The following is a 20,291-nucleotide window of genomic DNA, read 5'->3' as shown; positions in this document are numbered from 1 at the left end:
TATCTTGAAGGCATGGACGATCCGGGTCATCTCGCCCTCGGCACCTGGAGCGGGGGCCGCTTCATGCACTTCGGGGAGCCGCTCGACGACGCGCGTCTGGAGGCCCTGCTGCGGCCCGACGCCGCGATCCCCGCGGTCATCACCGCCGACACCTACGGGACCGGGGAGGCGGACCGCGTGCTCGGCCGCGCGCTCGCCGGGACCACCCGCGACGACGTCTGGATCGCGGGCGCCGTGGGCCACGACTTCTACGAGGGCGAGCGGGAGGGCGCGAAGGGCTTCCCCCGCTTCACCGACGCGCGGCTGCGCGGCCCCGAGGCGTGGGCGGACTACCTGCGCGCCGCGGCCGAGCGGTCGCTGGAGCGGATCGGCATCGACCGCTTCGACCTCCTGATGCTGCACAACCCCGACCGCAGCGGCTACCACGACCCGCGCGTCTGGGAGGGCATGGCGGCGCTGAAGGCGGCGGGCCTGACCGACGCGATCGGCGTCGCGCCCGGTCCCGCCAACGGCTTCACGCTCGACCTGCTCGCGTGCCTGGAGCGCTTCGGCGAGCTCCTCGACTGGGCGATGGTCATCCTCAACCCGATGGAGCCCTGGCCGGGCGAGTACGTGCTGCCCGCCGCCGCGGCCGCCGACGTGAAGGTCATCACGCGGGTCGTCGACTACGGCGGGATCTTCTGGGACGACGTCCGCCCCGGCCACCCGTTCCGCGACTTCGACCACCGCAAGTTCCGGCCGGAGGGCTGGATCGACCGCGGCGTCGAGCGCCTCGAGGAGATGCGCGCGATCGCCGACCGGCACGGCCTCACGCCGATCCAGCTCGCCTCGCAGTGGAACCTCGCCCATCCGGCCGTCGAGATGGTCGTCCCGACCCTGATCCAGGAGGCGGGCCCGGACGCGCGACCGGTCGAGGACAAGCGCGCCGAGCTCGCCGCGACCCCGCGCGAGGTCGTGCTGAGCGCGGAGGAGATCCTCGCCCTGCGCACGATCGGCGACAACGCCGGCTGCATGGCGCTGAAGGGCGCCAACCCCGACCAGGCCGAGGTGCTGACCGACCGCTGGCCGGTCGACGAGGACCTCGCCGCGGCGGGTGAGCGCTGGGGCGTCGTCGCCGAGCGCGACCTGCGCCACCTGCACGCATGATCGACGTCGTCCACTTCAGCGACCCGGGCTGCCCGTGGGCGTACTCGGCGTGGCCGCACCTGACGGCGCTGCAGTGGCGCTACGGCGACCAGCTGCGCTGGCGCCTGGTGATGATCGGGCTGGCCGAGACGCCGGACCGCTACGTCCGCGACGGCTACACGCCCGAGCGCGGCGCGCTGGGCTACCGGTCGTTCCGCTCGCGCGGGATGCCGTTCGCGACCGGTCCGCGGTCGCGCGTGATGGCGACCTCGCGGGCCTGCCGGGCGGTCGTCGCGGTCGGGGCGCAGGCGCCGCAGCTGCAGCTCGCCGCGTTCCGCGCCCTGCAGTTCGGCTGGTTCACGACCGACCGGCTGATGGACACCGACGAGGCGATCGCCGACGCGCTCGCCCGCGTCCCCGGCCTGGACGTCGGGGCGGTCGTCGCCGCGCTGGACGACGAGGCGACCGTCGCGACCTACGAGGAGCACCGCGCGCAGGCGCGGGCCGCTGCCGGCAGCGTCACCGAAGCGCAGGGCAAGTCCGCCGCCACCGACGGGCCGGTCCGCTACACGGCGCCGTCGCTGCTGCTCACGACCGCCGACGGGCGCGGCCTCGAGGCCGGCGGCTTCCAGTCGCTGCAGGTGTACGACGTCTGCGTCATGAACCTCGACCGGACGCTCGAGCGCCGGCCACGCCCGGACGACGTCACGGAGCTGCTGCGCGCCTTCCCGCACGGTCTGACGACCCGCGAGGTCGCGCAGGTCCTCGCCGCCGACAACGACGCACCGGACGACGCGAGCGCCGAGGACACGCTGATCCGCGCGGCGGCCGCCGGGCGCGCGCGACGCGAGCCGCTCGGGCACGACGCGCTCTGGCACGCGGCCTGACGGCGAGGACCAGGCCCGCCTCCGGACCGGCGGTGGGGGGCGTGCTCGGTCCGGAGGCGTGAAGCGGCCTGGTCGGGCCCGGTGGGGGTCACCGGGCCCCAGGGGTACAGGGAAGGCCCGACCGCAGTCCACCCGGGGGACCGGTGGGTGGTTGTGCGGTGGGCCTCCCGCCGACACACACGGTGGAGTGCGCCGGTACGAGTCGGATACCCCCGTCGCTCATCCGCGACACCTCTTCGCAGAAAAAACTTTTCGCGGTCCGGTCGCGTGGGCGCGTCGCCGCGCAGATAGGCTCCGCGCCACATGGACATCGAGACGAGCATCGAGCAGGTCGCCGGGATCCTGGTCCGCGAGGGGCTCGCCTTCGAGACCGCGGACGACGGCCGCGGCTGCCGCATGATCTTCGACTCCGCGGCGGTCTTCATCGGCTTCTCGCCGTGGAAGGACGGCACGGTGATCACGCTCAGCAGCCCGATCCTGCAGGGCATCGACGAGGACAGCCCGGGTGCGGCCGCCGCCCTGAACATGATCAACGGGCTGAACACGAACTCGTTCTTCACGAAGTTCACGTTCGTCGACGGGGCGCTCATCGTCGAGTACGACCTGCTCGCCGACCGTCTGCAGGCCGACGAGCTGATGAACGCCCTGAGCGTCGTGGCGACCTCCGCGGAGGTGCTCGACGACGAGCTCGTCGACCGGATCGGCGGCAAGCCGTACGTCACCCTGCTCGAGGAGCGCGAGTCCTCGGGCGAGGACGACTGACCGCTCAGCCCGCGGCGAGACCGAGCCGGCGCGCGGCGAGCTCGCGCGGGCCCGGATCGGGCGCGGCGCGGCGCGCGTAGCCCGGGGCCAGGCCCTTGAGGACGCTGAGGAGCGCGAGCGTCCGCCCGTCCGGGGCGCTGGAGCGCAGGTCGCCGCAGCGCAGGGCGGCCGCGGCGTCGAGGTCCCCGCGCAGCAGGCGGTGCGCGTCCTCCGCGGTGCAGTCCAGCGTGACGTCCGCGGCCGCCTCGGTGGCGCCCAGGCGCAGGCGGGGTGCGCCGCCGCGCAGCTCGAGCGTCAGCCGGGCGGCGGGCTCGCGCAGCTCGAGCGCGAGCGTCGTGTCCAGGCGTCCGAGCCGGTCGGCGACCCGCGGGTCGTCGTGCAGCGAGCAGCCGAGGTCCACGCCGAGACGGTCGTAGAGCTCGGCGGTGTCGGCGAACCGCGGCAGCTCGCGGGCCCGGGCGGCGCGCAGCTCGACCAGGACGTCCCCCCAGGAGGCGACGCGCGGCAGCGCGGTGATGCGCTCGGCGCGCACGTCGGCGAACGCGTCGACGCCGTCCTGGTGGCGGCCCGCGTCGACCCGGTAGGCGCGGCGGGCCTCGGGGCCCCAGCGCAGCCCGTCGCGATCCGTCGCCCAGGCCGACGGGACGACCGCCGCGAGCCACCCCGCACCCTCCGGGGCGCCGAGCAGCCGCTGCGGCTGCGCCGCCGTCTCCCGGACCGTGCCGGCGACCGGCGTCCAGACGAGGAACGTCTCACCGCCCACGGTGACGCGGGCGAGGACGTCCCCGGCCGCGAGCGCGGTGCCCGGCTCGGCGACGGCGACGTGGACGGCGTCCGGGTCGTCCCCGAACAGGTCGGCGAACGGCTTCGTGACGCCGACGAGGACGTGGTCGACCGCGGTCTCCGCCCAGACGTGCGCGCTGAAGTCGAAGCCGACCTCCCCGCCCGGGGCGAGGTCGGGCGCGGGGAACGCCCACGGAGGCCGCTCCCCCAGTCCGACGCCGCGGCGACGCGCCGGGAGCCGGTCGTAGTCGGGCAGCGGGGCGCCGTGCTCGTGCGCGGCGGCGACGAGCTGCTCCTGCGGGACGAGCGGCACGCGGTAGCGGGCGGCGGCGAGCTCGAGGCGGACGCGCTCCTGCTCGCCGCAGCGGTGGGGCAGCGCGAGCGCCACGACGCAGGCGTGCTCGGCCCGGAACCCGGTGGCGTGCACCTCGAGGTCGCCCCACGCGACGATCGCCCCGAGCGCGCTGCCGCCCCCGGGCGCGATCCGCGGGTCGGCGGCGTCGTGCAGGGCGTAGAGCCCGCACATGCACGTCGGGGACGGCGGCCGGTGGCGTGGGGTGCGCCGGGCGCCCTCCCCCATCGCGACCATGAAATGCGACAGGTGGCAGGCCGCGGTGTTGACCCCCGGCACCCAGGCGCCGGCGCGCGCGACGGTCCAGGGAACGAGCTCGCCGTCATCGGCCAGGCGCCAGGCGCGGTAGCCGACGACCGGCTCGAGGAAGTCGGGGGTGTCCGACGGGGTCACGCCGGGACGGGCTCGCGCTCGGGGGCCGGGGCGGGCGGGGCGGGGGGCCGGGTTCGGGGCGCGCTCGCGCGCGGGCTCGGGCGGTCGCGCAGGGAGCGGCAACTCCAGCGGCTCGACGCGGACGCGGCGCGACGGACCGGGCAGGTCGAGGGCGGTCGGGGCGGGCAGGACGACGGTCACGGGCGCGCGCACGGTACCGCCGGGGCCGGACGGCGCGGGCGCGATCGTGCCGCGGGCGCGGGCGGGGCCTCAGGGGCCGGCGGTGAGCCCGTCCACGAGCGCCTCCTCGCGCGCGTGGAGGCGCTCCAGCGCCGCGCTCGACACGCCGCCGTGGACCCACGGCTCCGAGCCGGTCTCCAGCCGCACGAGGTCGACGACCGCGGCGGGATCGCGGGCGTGCTGGGCGTCCCGCAGCCCGGTCAGCTGCGCGTAGGGCACGGCCCAGTCGTCGGCCGACACGGCGAGCAGGACGCGCGCGGCGATCGGGTACCGGGCGGGGCTGAGCTCCTCCAGGCGCGAGGCGCCGAACGCGGCGATCGCGAGGTTCGTCGCCCAGCGCGGCCCGTCGACCGGGCTGGTGTAGCCGTCGGGCTGCTGGTCGCGCAGCGTCAGCAGGTCGGTCGGGGCGCCCTCCCCGATCGCGCAGTCCACGGCGGGGCGCAGGGCGGCGGCCATCAGCGCCAGGTGCCCGCCGGCGGAGGCGCCGGAGACGCAGACCGGCAGCGACGCCCCGTCCTGCCCGAGCACCCGGTCGACGACGGCGAGCGTGTCGGGCAGGCTCATGGCGCAGGGCCGGTGGGTCGCGGCGACGGTGCGGAAGCCGCGCGCCCGCCAGCGGTCGGCGACGGGGCGCAGGCTGGCCGCCGCGTTGGGCCCGTGCGCGAGCCAGCCGCTGCCGTGCAGCAGCACCATGACGCCGCGGACCGGCCCCGGGACGGTCGGCTCGCCGACCTCGTGGTAGGCGGGGAGGCCGGGCCCGAGGCCGTCGGCGGTGACGCCCTCGGCGGTCGGCGGGGCGGGTCCGGCGTCGAAGCCGGCGCAGAACGAGTCGGGGGAGCCGGTGTCGACGCCACCGCGCTTCTGCGGCCCGGCGACGAACGGGACGCCGAGCAGGTCGGGCAGCGGCTGCACCGGCGTGGCGTCGGCCGGGCGGACGGCCGCCGCGGACACGCTCGCGGTCGGGCTGGAGGCGAGGACCTCCCAGTCGGCCGGTCCGGGCACCTCGACGGTGACGAGGCCGTGCGCGAGCAGGGACGCCGCCCGCTCGCCATCGACCGGGACCGTGAGCGCGACCTCGGGGGCGGCGGCGGTGGTGACCGTCTCGGCCGTCGTGCGGTCCTCGACGGTCCGGGTGCAGCGGCGCGCACCGGCGACGGACGGGCCCTCGATCCGCAGGCAGGTGGTCAGCCGGTAGAAGCGGCCGGGCTGGAGCGTCAGGGCGTCGGCGCGGATCGCGGCGCGCACGCCGCCGTCGGCGAAGCTGCTGCCCAGCCGGGCGCCGCCCAGCGGCTGCTCGCCCGCGAGGACCGGCAGGTCGCGGGTCCCGACCACGACGACCGGTGGCGCGGGGGCCGGGGCGTCGGCGGCGGGCGCGGATGCGGGAGCGGTCGCGGATGCCGGAGCGGTTGGGGACGGCGCCGTGACCGTGCCGGTGGCGGTGACCGACGCGGACGGGCTCGGCGTCGCGACGCCCGGGCGCGGCGGGCCGCCGACGCGCACGGTGATCCGGGCGGCCCGCGCGGACCGCCAGAGCAGCCGCAGCTCGGCGCGGGTGCCGGCGAGCGCGAGCGCGGTCGAGCGACGCGTCGCGGAGCCGCCCGCGGTGCGGGTCCAGGTGGCCGACCGGCGGCCACCGGCGGTCGGGCGCCACGCGCCCCGGCGGGTCAGCACCAGGACGGTGCGCCCCCGGCGCAGCTCGACGCGGCGGGGCAGGCCGCGCGCGTCGCGTGCACCGACGGCGACGACCGCGCGGACGGTGCCGCCCGCGTCCACCGTGACGGTCGCGGTCGCCCGGGGCGTCGCGGCCACCGACGGGCCCGCCACCATCAGGAGCAGCACCAGCAGACCGCAGGACCAGGCGGACAGCGACGACGGGGAACCTCTGCGCATCCGCGTCCACTATCGGCGCTCCCCCGCGCGAACTCAAGGCCCGCGCGGCCCGGGGCTACCCGTCGTCCTGCCGGAACGCCCAGCGGACCTCGTCGATCGAGAGGCCCGAGGCCAGGCACGCCAGCAGCTTCATCCGCGCCGCCTGGGGCGACAGGAACCCGCAGGGGATGATGTCGGTGCCGCGCAGGTCGATCTCCGAGCCCGCGTAGCCGTAGGTCGAGTTGAGGACCACGCCGCGCTCGGGACGGCAGTACGCGACCACGGGGATGCGCGTGGCGACGTCGGCCCACAGCGCGAGGATGTCCGGCGCCAGGTGGCCGGCGCCGAGCGTGCCGATGACGACGCCGTGCGGGTCGGTGTCCAGCGCCGCGCGCGCGAGCGCCCCGTCGTCCCCGGACATGGCGGGCACGATCAGCACGCGCCGGTCGAGGTCGGGCGGGTCCAGCGGCGGGTTGCGCGGCAGCTGCGACCAGATCGTCGGATGGCCCTCGGTGACGCGGCCGAGCGGGCCGGTCTGCGGGGAGGAGAACGCGACGAGCGAGGTGGTGTCCGTCTTGCGGGCGCAGCGCGCGTGGTGGATCTCGCCGCCGAAGACGACGAGCACGCCGAGGCCCGCGGCCTCCTCGGAGGCCGCGACCGCCACCGCGTCGACGAGGTTCGCGGGACCGTCGGCGCCCGGGGCGCTCGCCGGCCGGATCGCGCCGGTGAAGACGATCGGCGCCTCCCCGCCGTGGATGACGTCGGCGAGCATCGCCGTCTCCTCGAGCACGTCGGTGCCGTGGGTGACGACGACGCCGATGCCGCGACGGGCGGCGTCGCGCGCCGCCCGGCAGATCCGCAGCTGGTCGTCGAGCGTCAGGTGCGCGGAGGGCTTGTTCGCCACGGTCTCCGCCGTCAGGCCCTGGCGGCCCGCGAGGCCGGGCACCGCGGCGACGAGCTCGTCGGCGTCGAGCTCGGGCGTCGCGCCACCCCCGCCGGTCATGCCGATCGTGCCGCCCGCGGACAGGATCCGCACGCGTCGGTAGGTCTGGGACTGGGAGCTCGCGGCCATGTCGATCCCCAGGGTACTTCCCGGCGCTCGCCGGGCGGACTGGCCCGCCGTCGACGGCGGCAGTACGCTCGCGCGATGGGTCTCGGGAGGAACCTCGCCGCCGCGCTCGCCGCCGGGGCACTGGCGCTCGTCGCGCCCGCCGCCGCGTCCGCGCAGGAGGCGCCGTACGTCGACTGGCCGGCGCTGCTGCCGGCCCTGCCCGTGCCGCACACGGCCAACACGGAGCCCGACTGCGCCGACGGGTCCGACGCGTGCATCGACGCGACGATCGTCGAGATGCAGCGACGCCTGGACGACGTCGTCGGTCGCTGCTCGCACAACGCGGTGTTCGCGCTCGCCTACCAGCGGGTGACCGAGGACGTGCGCGACGCGTCGAAGGCCGGGGTGTTCCGCGACCGCGTCTGGCTCGCGCAGGAGGACGCGGTCTTCGCGCGCATGTACTTCACCGCCTACGACGACTGGGCCGCCGGGCGCCGCGCGGGCCTCTCCCCCGCCTGGCTGCTGGCGTTCGACGCCGCCCGCGACCGAAAGGTCAGCGCGCTGGGCAACTTCCTCATGGCGATGAACGCCCACATCAACCGGGACTTCCCGTTCCTGCTGGCCGCGATCGGGATCACCGCGCCGGACGGCACGACCCGCAAGCCCGACCACGACGCCTACAACCGGCGGCTCGCCGCGCTCTACGAGCCGGTGCTGCGCGAGGTCGCCCAGCGCTTCGACCCGACCGCCGACGACGTCGAGCTCGGCGTCGTCGACAACCTGCTCGCCACGACGATCCTGCAGTCCTGGCGCGAGGTCGTGTGGCGCAACGCCGAGCGGCTCCTGCTGGCGCGCACCCCGGCGGCGAAGGCGCGCGTCGCGCGCCAGATCGAGGCGTACGCCGAGGTCGTCGGGCGCGGGATCGCGGTGGCGACGGCGATCCCACCCGCGGGCGCGGACGCGCGCGACGCCTGGTGCGCCGAGCACGGCGGGCAGCGGCCGGGCGCGGGCGCGCAGGCCGCCGCCGCCCGGACGGCGACCCGGCGCGCGGAGCGGCAGGCCGCGGCGGCCCGGGCCGCGGCGCGCCGCAGCGCCGCCCGGCGGGCCGCGGCGCGCCGCGCCGCCCGCTGACCCGGGGCGCGCGGCGTCAGGCCCCGCCCGCGAGGACGGGGCGCAGCGCGTCGAGCACGCCCTCCCAGTGCGCGAGCATCTGCGCGCGCTGCTCGGCGTCGGCGAGGCGCTCCTGGTGAACCGCGACGGTCGTCCCGGTCCGGGCGGGCAGCACCCGCAGCTGCAGGGTCGTGTCCGGGTCCCCGGGGGCGGCCTGCCAGGTCAGCCGCACGTGCGAGCCCGGTCGCACCACGCGGATCTCGCCCTCCCGGCCGTCGGCCAGCGCGTAGGGCCCGGGCTCGAGCGCGACGGGGCCGCCGAGCCAGATGGCGGTGCCCTCGGCGGACGCCAGCCGCGCCCAGGCGCCGGTGGGGTCGACGCCCGCGACGGTGCGCCGCACGCCGCACTGCCAGCCCGCGTCCCGAGTCCTGCCGATCGAGGTCATCGACCAGGTGTACCGCGCCACGCGGTCAGGGCGTGACCTGTTTCCCGGAACGTGCGGGACCGTCGCCGCGATCCTGCAAGGCGGCTGTCACGCCGTCGGGGCGCCCCGCTACCGTGGTCCACCCTCGATGGTCACCTCCACCACCCAGCACGTCTCCGCGCTCGCCGCCCATCCCCGCCTGGGGTGCTCGACGGGCTTCCTGCGCGACGGCGGCGACGACTGGACCGACATGGTCACCCGCGCCCGCGCGACCAGCACGGAGGCGATCGAGCTGGCCGCGCTCAGCGAGCGGGAGCTGCCGGGCCTCCTGGCGTTCCTCGGGTCGTCCCCGGCGCTGCCGTTCCGGTTCCTCAGCGTGCACGCGCCGTCCAAGCACCGCGAGCTGCCCGAGGCCGAGCTCGTCGCGCTGCTCGAGCCGCTCGTCGGCCGCGTCGAGGCGATCGTCGTGCACCCGGACACGATGCAGGACCTCGGGGCGTGGATCCCGCTCGGCCGGACGCTCACGGTCGAGAACATGGACCTGCGCAAGCCGACCGGCCGGACCGCGGACGAGCTCGCCCCGATCCTCGCGACGCTCCCGCAGGCGCAGCTCTGCTTCGACGTCGCGCACGCCGCCCAGGTCGACCCGACGCTCGCCGCCGGCCACGAGATCCTCGACCGCTTCGGCTCGCGGCTGCGCCACGTGCACGTCAGCGCGCTCGACGAGCGCGGCAAGCACCGGCCGACCACCGCGGCGGACGAGGCGCACCTCGCGCCGCTCCTGGACCGCTGCCGCGACGTGCCGTGGATCCTCGAGGCGCCGCTGCGTCCGGTCTGAGGCGGGCCGCCGCCCACGGGCGGTCCGGCCGCCGCCATCGCATACGCTGCGCGGCGTCGTGGACGCCGATCCCGCCCACGGGCCGTCCGGCGCGCTCGAGCTGCTGTCCGAGCGCACCGGGACGCCCTTCCCGCACCTGCTCGCCGCACGCGCCCTGACGCGCGAGCGCCTCGCTGCCCTGCGCCCCCGCCTGGAGGACGGGCCCGCCACCTCGCTGCTGGCCGACCAGGACGGCCCGCGCGAGGCGGTCGTCCTGTTCGGCTCCTGGGGACGCGCCGAGCTCACCGAGCACAGCGACGACGACTGGGCGCTCGTCGTGGACTCCGGCGGCGAGGACCTCGGGGAGCGCCAGCAGCTGCTCAGCTGGGTCGGCGACGCGCTCGGCACCGGTGACGCGGTCCCGGGCGCCACCGGGACGTTCGGGGAGGTCGTGAGCGCCGAGAAGCTCGCGGCCCGCATCGGCCTGCAGGAGGACACGAACCTCAACCTCACGCGCCGCATGCTGCTGCTGCTCGAGTCGGTCGCCGTCGCGCAGCCGGAGGTGCACGCGCGCGCGGTGCGCCGCGTGCTCGGCGCGTACCTGGACCCGACCGCCGACGGCGGCGACCACCGGCCGCCGCGGTTCCTGCTGAACGACCTCGTGCGCTACTGGCGCACGATCGCCGTCGACTTCGAGGGCAAGCACCGCGAGCCCGACGGCGACGGGACCGGCAAGTGGGTCATGCGCAACGCGAAGCTGCGGCTGTCGCGCAAGCTCCTGTTCGCCGGTGGGCTCGTGCCCGTGCTGCGCTGCCACGAGCACGCGGCCGACGCGATGGCCGACGTGCTCGTCGCGCAGCTGGCCGCCCCGCCCACCGACCGGATCGCCGACGCGTTCCTCGCCGCGGGCACGCAGGGCGCGCTGGACACCGGGGCGCGGACGCTCGCCGCGTACGACCGCTGGATCGGGATCCTCGGCGACGGCGACGCGCGCGCCCGGCTGCAGGCGCTGACGCGCGAGCGCCGCGGCGACGACCTCCTCTGGCACGAGGTCCGCGACCTCGGCGAGCGGCTGCAGGGCGGCCTGCTGGCGCTGCTGTTCGGCGGCCGGCTGGCGCCGGTCACGCAGCAGTACCTTGTCTTCTAGTGCCCGCCCCGGCCACCGACATCGCCACCCGCGCCGACATCGAGCGACTCACGCGCGCGTTCTACGAGAAGGCGCTGGCGGACACGATGATCGGCTACCTGTTCACCGACGTCGCGCAGCTCGACCTCGAGGCGCACCTCCCGGACATCACCGACTTCTGGGAGACGATCCTGCTCGGCGGCGAGGCGTACCGCGGCGGGGCGTTCGCCGTGCACGCGCAGCTGCACGCGCGCTCGCCGCTGCGCGGCGGGCACTTCAACCGCTGGCTGACGCTGTGGACCCAGACCGTCGACGAGCTGTTCGCCGGGGAGCGCGCCGACGAGGCCAAGCGGCACGCCACGCGCGTGGCCGCCGCGTTCCACCGGCGGCTGCAGGGCGTGCCGGTGGAGCGCGACGTGGCGCCCGGCGGCCTGCTGGACATCATCCCGCCGCGCGGCTGACGCGACGCGGCGGGCCCACCGGTCCGGGGCGTCGCGCTAGCGGCGCAGCAGCGGCTGCAGGCGCCGGATCACGCTGTAGTAGTTCACCGGCACCGTGCGCTGCAGCCAGTCGGTGGCGACCGCGTCGGGGCCGATGAGGATCTTGACCTTGCCCTTCTCGATCCCCTCGACGATCGTCTTCGCGGCCTTGTCGGGGGAAGTGCGGGCGACCTTCTTGAAGTCGCGCTTGAGCGCCTCCGGGTCGGTGCGACCGAGGTCGTCGACGTGGATGCGCGCGTTGTTGACGATGTTCGTGTCGATGCCGCCCGGGTGGATGCAGACCGCCGACACGTTCGTCCCGTGCAGCTCGTGGCGCAGCGACTCCGTGAAGCCCTTGACCGCGAACTTCGACGCGTTGTAGATGCCCTGGGTCGGCCAGGCGATGATCCCGAAGATGCTCGAGACGTTGGCGATGACGCCGGAGTCCTGCTCGAGCAGGATCGGCAGGTAGGCCTGGGTGCCGTGGACGACGCCCCAGAAGTTGATCCCCATGAGCCACTCGAGGTCCTCCGGGGAGGACTCGGCGATCGTCTGCGAGACGGTGACCCCGGCGTTGTTCAGCACGAGGCCGATCGGGCCGTTCCAGTCCTTGACCTCGGCGGCGAGCTGCTGGTGAGCCCAGCGGTCGCTGACGTCCATGACCTTGGTCATCACGGGGACGCGCAGGCCCTCGGCGGTGCCCGCGAGGCCCTCCTCGTCCTTGTCCACGAGCACGAGCGGGCAGCCGCGCTGCGCCAGCAGGCGGGCGCTGGCCCGGCCGATCCCCGAGGCGGCGCCGGTCACGACGGCCGTCCGGCCGGAAAGCTTCACAGGTGTAGCCATGGCGCGGCAGGCTACTGACCGGCCGGTCGACGTGCATGTTCACCGACCCGTCACCGGCCGCGCGGTAGCGTCGCGCCATGGACCGGCCCGACTACTCCGACCTCCGCGCGCTGTTCGTCAACTGCACGCTCAAGCCCGCCCCGGCGCACTCGCACACCCAGGCGCTCATGGACGTGGCGATCGCCGTGATGCGCAGCGCCGGCGTGACCGTCGAGGTGGCCCGCGCGGTCGACCTCGACCTGCCGCCCGGCGTCTACCCCGACATGCGCGAGCACGGCGCCGCGACCGACGGCTGGCCCGCCTTCTTCGAGCAGGTCCTCGCCGCCGACATCCTCGTGCTCGGCACGCCGATCTGGCTCGGGCAGAAGTCGAGCGTCGCCACGCGCGTGATCGAGCGGCTGTACGGCAACAGCGGGCAGCTCAACGAGCAGGGACAGTGGATCTACTACGGGCGCGCGGGCGGCTGCATCGTCACCGGCAACGAGGACGGCGCCAAGCACTGCGCGATGGAGACCCTGTACTCGCTGCAGCACCTCGGCTACGCGGTGCCGCCCCAGGCCGACAGCTGCTGGCTGGGCGAGGCCGGCCCCGGACCGTCGTACTCCGACGAGGGGTCGGGCGGCCCCCAGAACGAGTTCACCCAGCGCAACACGGTCTTCATGGCCTGGAACCTCATGCACCTCGCCGCGCTGCTCAAGCGGGCCGGCGGCATGCCCGCCTACGGCAACCAGCGCGAGCAGTGGGACGCCGGCTGCGACTTCGGGCATCCCAACCCGGAGTACCGCTGAGGCGCCGCCCGCGAGCGCGGGCGGCGCGCGGCGCCGACCGCTACCGCGCGGGCCCGGGCAGCACGATCAGCGGCGCCGTCCAGGTCACGAGGGTGCGGGACACGCGAATGCGCACGCGGTAGACCGCGAAGCCCTGCGAGGGGCGACTCACCGTGGCCGTGAAGCGGCCGTCGCGCGCGAGCGTGATCTTCGCCGCGCGCTTGCGTCCCCCGCACGAGGTGTCGACGTAGAGGATGCCGGTCGTGCCCCGGCGGATCTGCCGCGAGAGCCGCAGGCGCCCGGTGAGCCTCGTGCCCTCCTGGGTCATCGTGACGCGGCGCACGAGCCGGTAGGTCGGCGAGCCGGTGTTCGCCACGACGGCCTTGTAGGTCACGGACGCCTGGCGGCGCTTCGGCGGCGCCTTGATCGTCCGGCTGAACGTGCCGTCGGCCGCGACCGTGGTCCGGGCGACGACCGTCGAGCCGGAGCGCACCTCGACCTGGCGGCCCGCGTACGCCGGCAGGGTCACGCCGGTGAACTGCACGCGGGTGCCGGTGAGGACGGGACGGAGCACCACCGGTTCGCCGCAGAGGACCGGCGAGCCCGCCGGGGTCACGGTCGGGGCGATCGTGACCGGGACGGCGGCCGCCGCGGAGAGCACACCGCCGGCCCCGGTCCCACCCTGGTCGTCGACCGTCACGTCCACCCGGTCCGGCGCGCTGCGGCCGGCGGGCGCGGTGTACGCGAGGCCGTCGAGTGCGGCGTTGACGGCGGCGACGGCACCGGTGAACCGCAGCCGCGTCGCGCCGGACGGCGCGCCCTCCTGGAAGGCGAGACCGTCGGCCGTCGGGAGCCGCAGCGTGCCGCCACCGGTCACCAGGGTGACCGAGACGGCGGTGGCGTCGACGTCGGCGACCCGGATCGCGTTGCCGCCGAGGGTGCCGAACGCGAACGAGCCCCCGGCGACGGTGCGCTGCGCTCCCGGGACGGCGAGCGTCGGGGCGTCGTTGATCGCCCGCACGTCGAGGGTCACCGTGCGGGGGACCGCGGTGCCGCGGGTCCCCGTCTCGTCGGTGACGCCGTCGTCGTAGGTGACCGTGAGGGTCGCGCCGGCCGTGCTGTCCGGTGCCGGGGCGTACGTGAGCGCGCCGCTGGCGAGCGCGGCGTTCAGGGCCGCGCGGGTCGCGCTGACCGTGACCGTCCCGGTCCCGTTGCCGGTCGCACCCGCCAGCGCGAGCGACACGGTCCCGCGGTCGACGGCGAACGTCGCGGTCCCCGCGGCGCCCGTGTCGTCGGGGTCGGTGACCGAGAGGCCGGCGATCGTGACGGGGGTGTCCTCGTCGACCGCCGCGCTCGCCGGCCCGGCGATCGTCGGGATCGCGTTGACCTGCAGCTCGGCCGCGCCGATGTCGGTCCCGTCCGATCCGGTCGCGTCGGTGACCCCGGGGATGTCCACCGTGCGGGCCCGTCCGCGCTGGTCGGCCGTCAGGCCGCTCGCGACGCCCGCGTCGCGAAGCGGGCTGCCCGCCAGGGGCAGGCGCGTGCGCGTCGGCCCGCCGTTGTCCGCGAGTGCGCCGAGCCGCGGGTCGACACCGGTGATGACCGTGCCCGCCGGGGCCTCGGTGAAGGTCGCACCCGTCGGGTCCTGGAGGAGGCTGTTGCCGACCGTGATGGTGCCGGTGTGCCCCGGCTGGCGGACGAGGTCGGGCGCGCCGCCGGACGCGGTGTTGCCGGCGAGCACGGTGCCGACCACGGCCGTGTCCCCGTCGGACCCCCCGGACGCGTAGCCGATGGAGAGGCCGCCGCCGGTCTGGGTCGCCGTGTTGCCCGTGATCGTGGAGCTCCGGACGGCGAAGGCCGTCAGTCCTGCGAGCGGCTCGTCGTCGGCCATGCTGACGCCGCCGCCCACGGCCGCGGTGTTGCCGGTGATGGTGCTGCCGACGACCTCGGTGGGGCCGTAGAAGTTCTCCCCGAAGGCGATCCCGCCGCCGGCGTCCGGCGTCGTGTTCCCCGTGATCGTCGAGTCGCGGACGGTCGTCGAGCGGCCGTTGTAGGTGTCCTCGATCCAGATGCCGCCGCCGTCCTCGAAGCTCGAGCCGCTGCCCGTGACGGTGTTGCCGTCGATGGTCGTCCGCTGGACGAGCGTGTCGACGTAGTTGTCGTACAGCGCGACGCCGCCGCCGTTGGTGGCGGAGGTGTTGCCGCTGAAGACGCTGTCGGAGATCGTCAGGCGGTCCGAGGCGACCGCGGACGAGTTGCCGTCGGTGGTGAGCGCGCCACCGCTGTAGGTGGCGGTGTTCCCGGTCATCGTCGTGCCGGAGATCTCCACGGAGTTGCCGCTCACGTAGACGCCGCCACCGCGCGAGGCGGTGCTGCCGGTGACGGTCACGTCCGTCAGGCGCAGCGCGCCGCCGGAGACCGCGATCGCGCCGCCGCTGCCGCCACCTGCGTCGCCGTTGCGCAGCGTCAGGTCCGACACGGTGAGCGCTGCCGTGGCGTCGAGCAGCCGCGTCGTCCCGCCCCCGTCCAGGACGATGCCGCCCGCGGACGGGCCGGTGATCGTCAGCGCGTCCGCGACCGGGATCTGCGACGCGAGCGAGATCTGCCCGGTGAGCCCGGCCGCGAACGTGACCTCGTCGGCGCCGGGGGCCGCGTTGGCGTCGAGGATCGCCTGGCGCAGCGAGCCCGCTCCGGCATCGGCGAGGTTGGAGACCGGGAACGTCGCGGCGGACGCGGACGGCGCGGCGGCGCCGGCGACGACCAGGGCGCCGAGCGCGGCGCGGCGCAGTCGCACCTCGCGGCGCTGCTCGGCGTCACGACGACGCTGCTGGGCACGGAGGAAGGCACGCGATTGCGACATGAGGGCGCACTTCTACCTCAATCCTCCGGCTTTGAGCACATAAGTGTCCGAAGTGGACACCGACCCGACCTCGGCGATCTCCGGGAAGCGGCGATCCGGGAGCCAGAGCACGTCGAAGACCTCCTGGACGAGATCCGCGAACCGCAGCAGCCCGGTCGTCTCGCCACTGTCGAGGTCGACCATCCAGACGCCGCACTGGCGCTCTCGCAGCCGCTGCGTGAGCGGCAGGTCGCCGAAGGTGGACGACTCCCGGATCTGCGACAGCCCGACGAACGCGGTCCGGCCGACGAGCGCGAGCCCGCGGGTGAACCCGGGCAGCTCGGCCACGCAGGTCGTCTCGCCGGTCGCCGGGTCCACCCGCGAGAGGTGCCCGCGCCCGGACTCAAGCACCAGCAGCTCGCCGTCGTGCCAGCGCGGCGAGTGCGGCATCGACAGGCCGGACGCCACGACCTCGCCGCTGGGCACGTCGAGCAGGACGCCGCCGGTGGCCTTCCCTGCGCGCCAGCTGCCGGGGGTGTCCCCGGTGCCCAGCGCGGTCACGTAGCGCGGCACGCCGTCGACGATCTCCAGGCCGTTGAGGTGACAGCGGTCGCCCGGTGCCAGCTCGGTGATCCACGACGGGTGCCAGCGCGGCACGAAGCTGTGGTCCGCGTCGAGCGTCGCCAGGCACGAGAAGCCCGTCGCGACGATCCACAGCTCGTCCCCCGCGAAGCCCATCTCGTGGATGGCGACATCCCCGGTGACGTGACGGTTGCGCAGGACGAAGCACGCGTCGTGGACGTCGGGCGGCTCGAGCTTCGCGGCGGCGTCGGGGACGTCGCGGTAGTCCCAGACCTCCGTCCGCGTGCCGAGCGCGAGGCGCCCGTCGGGGCCGAGCGCGAGACCCATCGGCTTGTCGTGGTCGCGGAAGTGCGTGTTGAGCGTGCCGTCCGGCTGCGCCCGCGCGCAGACGAGCTTGCCCGCCTGGTACGTCGAGACGAGCAGCGAGCCGCCCAGGCGCGTGAGCGTCTCCGGCACGCTGTCGGTGGCACCGCTGGCAAGCGGCTGCCCGGCGCGGACCTCGCGCGCCGCCTGCTCGAGCGGGCCCAGCAGGGCCTGGTCGTAGTCGGTGCCGAGCCAGGCGCACAGCTCGATGAGCACCGCGCGGGGTCGGGCCAGCAGCGCCTCGCCGTCCACCGCGACCTGTCGCGCGGGCGCGAGGTCGTCGCGGAGCCCGTCGAGCAGCACGAACCGCGCGCCCGGGAACGCGCTCGCGAGTGCCGGGACCAGCGCGGCGGGGGCCGTCGCGAGCGCGAGCCCGGCCGCGTGCGCGTCCGGCGGGCGGCCCTCCCGGTCGCGGAGCGCCGCGGCGAAGCGCTCGCGGACCTCCGGGTCGCTGTCGTCGTGGCCCGCGAGATCGGCCGTCCAGACCGATCGGCCGCGGCGCAGGGCCGCGAGGAGCCGCGGTGCGCCCGCGCCGACGAGGAACACCGCGTGCAACGCCATCCGCGCCACCCTAGCGCCGTTCGCGACGGGTCGCCGCCGAAACGGCGACGGCCGTCGCACGCGCTCGTGAGGCCGCCGCGTACCGGCCTCCGCCGGATACCGTTCGGCCCCTGACGATGCGCCGGTGGCTCCTCCTCGCTCTCCTGCTCGCCCTCGCGCTCCCCGGTGTCGCGGCCGCCGCCGTGCCCTGCACGCCCGGCGGGGCGCCGCTCCCCGCGGTCCCGACCTGGGAGGCCGTCAACGGCTTCCCGCTCGGCGAGCGGCAGGCGACGAACGCCGAGATCGAGCGGTACGTCGCCGCGGTCGACGCCGCCAGCGACCGGGTGGACGCCGGGATCGCCGGCCGCTCGGTCGACGGGCGCGCGCTGCCGGTCGTCCACGTCGGCGCGCCCGAGCACGTGACGCCCGCCGGGCGCCGGCGGATCGGGGCGCGGGCCCGGGCGCTGCGCGACGCGCGGCCCGGTACGCCGCGCGTGCGACCGGACGACACCGCGATCGTCTGGATCGCCGCCGGGGTCCACGGCAACGAGCCGAGCGCGACCGACGCGCACATGCGGATCCTGTACGACCTCGCGTCGACGACGGACTGCGCGCGGACCGTGCGGCTGGACCGGCTGCTGACGGTCCTGTTCCCGCTGCAGAACCCGGACGGCCGCGTGCTCGGGCAGCGCACGAACGGCTACCGCTTCGACCTCAACCGCGACTGGTTCGCGCGCACGCAGCCCGAGACGCGGGTGAAGATCGACCTGCTGGAGCGCTACCCGCCGATCGCGTTCGTCGACGGGCACGAGCAGGCCGGGGACGGCGCGTTCTTCCCGCCCAACGCGGACCCGATCCACCACGAGATCCCCGACGGCCCGCTGCGCCAGATCAACGCGGTGTACGGGCCGGCGCTGCGTGCGGCGATGGACGCGGCGGGCCGCGACTACACGAACTACACGACCTACGACCTGTTCTTCATGGGCTTCGGGGACACGGTGCCCACGACGCTCTACGGCGCGGCGGGCATGACGTTCGAGAAGGGCGGGCAGGACGTCTACCCCGCCAAGGTGCAGGAGCACGGCCTGCTCGCCGACACCGTCCTGGCGGTCGCCGCACAGGGCCGGACCGCGCTGCTGCGCGAATGGGCGGCGCAGTGGACGGCGGCGCGGCGGCAGGGCGCGCGCGGCGTCCTGGAGCCGAACGTCGTGGTGCAGCCGACCAACACGGTGCGGTTCCCGGTGCCCCGGGAGCGCGTGTACGCGCACGTGCTGCGCGCCGGCCGGCACGCCGCCGACGTCGCGGTGCTCGCCCGGCGCCTGCGGACCGTCGGGGTCGAGGTCCTGCGCCTGCGCGGCCCGCTGCGCACGCGGATGCGGGCACTCGGCGCCCCGCGCGCCACCACGGTGACGCTGCCCGCCGGCACGTACGTCGTGCCGATGGACCAGTCGCGCAAGCACTGGGTGCAGGCGCTCCTGGCCGACGACGCGCACGTGCCGTTCCCGTACTTCTACGACGTCAGCGGCTGGTCCAACCCGCTGCTGATGGGCCTCGACGGCGGGGTCCTGCACGCCCCGCTGCGCGCGGCCGACCGGCGGCTGCTGCGCCCCGTCGGCGTCGGGGCGTCGCCCGCACCGTCGCTGCCCGCCGCCCCGGCCTACGCGGTCGACGCCGACGCGCTGGAGAGCCTGCGGCTCGTGCTCGCCCTGCAGCGCGCCGGCGTGACGGTCCGGCGCGCGAGCGCCCCGTTTCGCGACCGCGGGCGTCGCCACCGGCGCGGCACCGCGATCGTGGCGGGCGGCAGCACGACGCGGGCGCTGCTGCGCCGCGGCGCGGGCCGGCACCACACGGCGGTGACCGCGCTCTCGACCGCGTCCCCGGCCGGTGCGGCGCCGGTCACCGTGCCCGCGCCGAAGGTCGCGGTCCTGCGCGATCCGACGGGGACCGTCGGGGACACGACCGTCCCGGACGTCGGGCTGCCGCTCGGCGGCCCGGGGGCGGCGGCCGCCCTGGCCCCGAGCGAGGGCTGGGTCCGCTGGCTGCTGGAGCGCGAGCTCGGCGTCGAGGTCGTGCGCGTCGCCGAGACCGAGCTGGGCACGCTCGCCTCTCGCGGGATCACGACGCTCGTCGTCCCCGACGCGGCGCTCCGAGCACCGACGCTGACGGCGCTCGGGCTGCGCGCGGTGCAGGACTTCGTCCGTGCGGGCGGCACCTACGTGGGGCTGCGCGCGCAGGGTCTCGGGGTCGCGCAGGCGGCGGGCCTGACCAGTGCGCGCACCGTCGCGGCGCCGCGCGGCTTCCAGGTGCCCGGCGTCTCGATCGCGGTCCGGGTCGACGACCGCTCCCCCGTCACCTGGGGTCTGGGCGGGCGCAGCTGGGTGTTCAACACCGGCGACCCGATCGTCGAGCGCGGCAGCTCGCGCGGCAGCGAGGCGGTCGCCTACGCGCCGGCCGGCGCGCTGGTGATCTCCGGGTACGCGGAGGGCACCGAGGTGCTCGCGGGCACCCCGGTCGTGCTCGACGAGCGGTTCGGCGCGGGCCGCGCGGTGATCTTCACGGTCGACGCCGCGTTCCGCGGGTCGGTCGAGGGCACCGAGCGGATGCTCGCGAACGCCGTGCTCGCCCCGCCGGGGCTCGGCGCCCGCGCCCGTCCCCGGACGGCGACGCCGCCCGTGCCGGTCCGCCCGGAGCTCGTCGCGCGGACGCTCGGGGCGGCCGCCGGGGCCACCGACGCGGTCGTGCGCGTCGGTCCCGCGGACGAGGCCCGGCTGCGCGCCGCGGTCCGCACGCTCGACCTCGGCCCGGCCGCGCGCGTGACGGCCCAGCTGCGCGGAGGCGCGGAGCTGCGCGTCCCCGGTGCCCGCCGCGGTGACGGGCATCCCGACGAGCGCCTCGTGCGGCTGCTCGACGCGCTGCGCCGCCAGGGCGTGCGCCCGCAGCTCCTCGCGCTCTGAGCGCCG

The 20,291-nt window shown here is 76.1% G+C and carries 16 protein-coding genes; 9 read left to right on the top strand and 7 right to left on the bottom strand.

All coding sequences use genetic code 11. The features are described 5' to 3' along the window. The first annotated feature begins 12 nt into the window (after positions 1–12). The 3 genes from GKE82_RS19820 (at position 13) to GKE82_RS19810 (ending at position 2,774) form a co-directional block, all read left to right on the top strand. The gene (locus GKE82_RS19820) at positions 13–1,146 is read left to right on the top strand and encodes an aldo/keto reductase (protein ID WP_154734509.1); all 1,134 of its coding nucleotides are present in this window, start codon (positions 13–15) and stop codon (positions 1,144–1,146) included. Further along, on the top strand, positions 1,143–2,012 hold the full coding sequence (locus GKE82_RS19815) for a DsbA family protein (RefSeq protein ID WP_154734508.1): 870 nt from the start codon (positions 1,143–1,145) through the stop codon (positions 2,010–2,012). The genes GKE82_RS19820 and GKE82_RS19815 overlap by 4 nt, the downstream gene beginning before the upstream one ends. Before the next feature lie 303 nt (positions 2,013–2,315). Further along, on the top strand, positions 2,316–2,774 hold the full coding sequence (locus GKE82_RS19810) for a YbjN domain-containing protein (RefSeq protein WP_154734507.1): 459 nt from the start codon (positions 2,316–2,318) through the stop codon (positions 2,772–2,774). Between the two features lie 4 nt (positions 2,775–2,778). Here the strand turns inward: GKE82_RS19810 and GKE82_RS19805 are convergent, their stop codons facing one another. From GKE82_RS19805 to GKE82_RS19795, 3 genes are all read right to left on the bottom strand, one after another. Continuing rightward, the gene (locus GKE82_RS19805; protein ID WP_154734506.1) at positions 2,779–4,482 is read right to left on the bottom strand and encodes an SCP2 sterol-binding domain-containing protein; all 1,704 of its coding nucleotides are present in this window, start codon (positions 4,480–4,482) and stop codon (positions 2,779–2,781) included. Between the two features lie 69 nt (positions 4,483–4,551). After that, positions 4,552–6,411 (bottom strand): S9 family peptidase, encoded by a 1,860-nt coding sequence (locus GKE82_RS19800; RefSeq protein WP_154734505.1) that lies wholly within the window; start codon positions 6,409–6,411, stop codon positions 4,552–4,554. Positions 6,412–6,466: 55 nt separating this feature from the next. Next, positions 6,467–7,462 (bottom strand): asparaginase, encoded by a 996-nt coding sequence (locus GKE82_RS19795; RefSeq protein ID WP_154734504.1) that lies wholly within the window; start codon positions 7,460–7,462, stop codon positions 6,467–6,469. 75 nt (positions 7,463–7,537) lie between these two features. Here GKE82_RS19795 and GKE82_RS19790 point away from each other — a divergent pair, with 75 nt between their 5' ends. Further along, the gene (locus GKE82_RS19790) at positions 7,538–8,572 is read left to right on the top strand and encodes a DUF5995 family protein (RefSeq protein ID WP_154734503.1); all 1,035 of its coding nucleotides are present in this window, start codon (positions 7,538–7,540) and stop codon (positions 8,570–8,572) included. 16 nt (positions 8,573–8,588) lie between these two features. Here GKE82_RS19790 and GKE82_RS19785 read toward each other — a convergent pair whose 3' ends face one another. After that, entirely contained in the window at positions 8,589–8,996 is a 408-nt protein-coding gene (locus tag GKE82_RS19785) for an SRPBCC domain-containing protein (protein WP_154734502.1), read from the bottom strand. A gap of 127 nt (positions 8,997–9,123) precedes the next feature. Here GKE82_RS19785 and GKE82_RS19780 point away from each other — a divergent pair, with 127 nt between their 5' ends. The 3 genes from GKE82_RS19780 to GKE82_RS19770 are packed head-to-tail and all read left to right on the top strand — an operon-like array spanning position 9,124 to position 11,379. Beyond that, positions 9,124–9,813: a hypothetical protein gene (locus GKE82_RS19780; RefSeq protein WP_107568756.1), complete on the top strand. Its 690-nt coding sequence runs from the start codon at positions 9,124–9,126 to the stop codon at positions 9,811–9,813. Between the two features lie 58 nt (positions 9,814–9,871). Beyond that, positions 9,872–10,939: a hypothetical protein gene (locus GKE82_RS19775; protein ID WP_154734501.1), complete on the top strand. Its 1,068-nt coding sequence runs from the start codon at positions 9,872–9,874 to the stop codon at positions 10,937–10,939. After that, positions 10,939–11,379, top strand: coding sequence for a group III truncated hemoglobin (locus GKE82_RS19770; protein WP_107568754.1), 441 nt, complete (start codon positions 10,939–10,941; stop codon positions 11,377–11,379). Before GKE82_RS19775 ends, GKE82_RS19770 begins: the two co-directional genes overlap by 1 nt. 36 nt (positions 11,380–11,415) lie before the next feature. Here the strand turns inward: GKE82_RS19770 and GKE82_RS19765 are convergent, their stop codons facing one another. After that, the gene (locus GKE82_RS19765) at positions 11,416–12,240 is read right to left on the bottom strand and encodes an SDR family oxidoreductase (RefSeq protein ID WP_107568753.1); all 825 of its coding nucleotides are present in this window, start codon (positions 12,238–12,240) and stop codon (positions 11,416–11,418) included. Positions 12,241–12,317: 77 nt separating this feature from the next. Between GKE82_RS19765 and GKE82_RS19760 the strand changes: the two genes are divergently transcribed. Continuing rightward, the gene (locus GKE82_RS19760; protein WP_154734500.1) at positions 12,318–13,028 is read left to right on the top strand and encodes a flavodoxin family protein; all 711 of its coding nucleotides are present in this window, start codon (positions 12,318–12,320) and stop codon (positions 13,026–13,028) included. A 40-nt stretch (positions 13,029–13,068) separates the two neighbouring features. On the opposite strand, the gene GKE82_RS19755 is transcribed toward GKE82_RS19760, so the two are convergent. Continuing rightward, positions 13,069–15,867, bottom strand: a complete 2,799-nt coding sequence (locus GKE82_RS19755) for a right-handed parallel beta-helix repeat-containing protein (RefSeq protein WP_154734499.1) — start codon at positions 15,865–15,867, stop codon at positions 13,069–13,071. Between the two features lie 12 nt (positions 15,868–15,879). Continuing rightward, positions 15,880–17,352 (bottom strand): TIGR03032 family protein, encoded by a 1,473-nt coding sequence (locus tag GKE82_RS19750; RefSeq protein WP_154734498.1) that lies wholly within the window; start codon positions 17,350–17,352, stop codon positions 15,880–15,882. 116 nt (positions 17,353–17,468) lie between these two features. Between GKE82_RS19750 and GKE82_RS19745 the strand changes: the two genes are divergently transcribed. Beyond that, on the top strand, positions 17,469–20,285 hold the full coding sequence (locus GKE82_RS19745; RefSeq protein WP_154734497.1) for a M14 family zinc carboxypeptidase: 2,817 nt from the start codon (positions 17,469–17,471) through the stop codon (positions 20,283–20,285). Positions 20,286–20,291: the final 6 nt, after the last annotated feature.

It is taken from the genome of Conexibacter sp. W3-3-2 (genome assembly GCF_009707605.1).
Taxonomy (GTDB): domain Bacteria; phylum Actinomycetota; class Thermoleophilia; order Solirubrobacterales; family Solirubrobacteraceae; genus Paraconexibacter; species Paraconexibacter algicola.
This window is presented reverse-complemented; position numbering and strand designations above follow the sequence as displayed.

Bases quoted from the DNA above. Each gene is read 5' to 3' on its own strand.
- GKE82_RS19760 (WP_154734500.1), top strand. From the start codon at position 12,318: ATGGACCGGCCCGACTACTCCGACCTCCGCGCGCTGTTCGTCAACTGC.
- GKE82_RS19765 (WP_107568753.1), bottom strand. From the start codon at position 12,240: ATGGCTACACCTGTGAAGCTTTCCGGCCGGACGGCCGTCGTGACCGGC.
- GKE82_RS19820 (WP_154734509.1), top strand. From the start codon at position 13: ATGGACGATCCGGGTCATCTCGCCCTCGGCACCTGGAGCGGGGGCCGC.
- GKE82_RS19745 (WP_154734497.1), top strand. From the start codon at position 17,469: ATGCGCCGGTGGCTCCTCCTCGCTCTCCTGCTCGCCCTCGCGCTCCCC.
- GKE82_RS19795 (WP_154734504.1), bottom strand. From the start codon at position 7,462: ATGGCCGCGAGCTCCCAGTCCCAGACCTACCGACGCGTGCGGATCCTG.
- GKE82_RS19785 (WP_154734502.1), bottom strand. From the start codon at position 8,996: ATGACCTCGATCGGCAGGACTCGGGACGCGGGCTGGCAGTGCGGCGTG.
- GKE82_RS19750 (WP_154734498.1), bottom strand. From the start codon at position 17,352: ATGGCGTTGCACGCGGTGTTCCTCGTCGGCGCGGGCGCACCGCGGCTC.
- GKE82_RS19790 (WP_154734503.1), top strand. From the start codon at position 7,538: ATGGGTCTCGGGAGGAACCTCGCCGCCGCGCTCGCCGCCGGGGCACTG.
- GKE82_RS19810 (WP_154734507.1), top strand. From the start codon at position 2,316: ATGGACATCGAGACGAGCATCGAGCAGGTCGCCGGGATCCTGGTCCGC.
- GKE82_RS19815 (WP_154734508.1), top strand. From the start codon at position 1,143: ATGATCGACGTCGTCCACTTCAGCGACCCGGGCTGCCCGTGGGCGTAC.
- GKE82_RS19800 (WP_154734505.1), bottom strand. From the start codon at position 6,411: ATGCGCAGAGGTTCCCCGTCGTCGCTGTCCGCCTGGTCCTGCGGTCTG.
- GKE82_RS19780 (WP_107568756.1), top strand. From the start codon at position 9,124: ATGGTCACCTCCACCACCCAGCACGTCTCCGCGCTCGCCGCCCATCCC.
- GKE82_RS19755 (WP_154734499.1), bottom strand. From the start codon at position 15,867: ATGTCGCAATCGCGTGCCTTCCTCCGTGCCCAGCAGCGTCGTCGTGAC.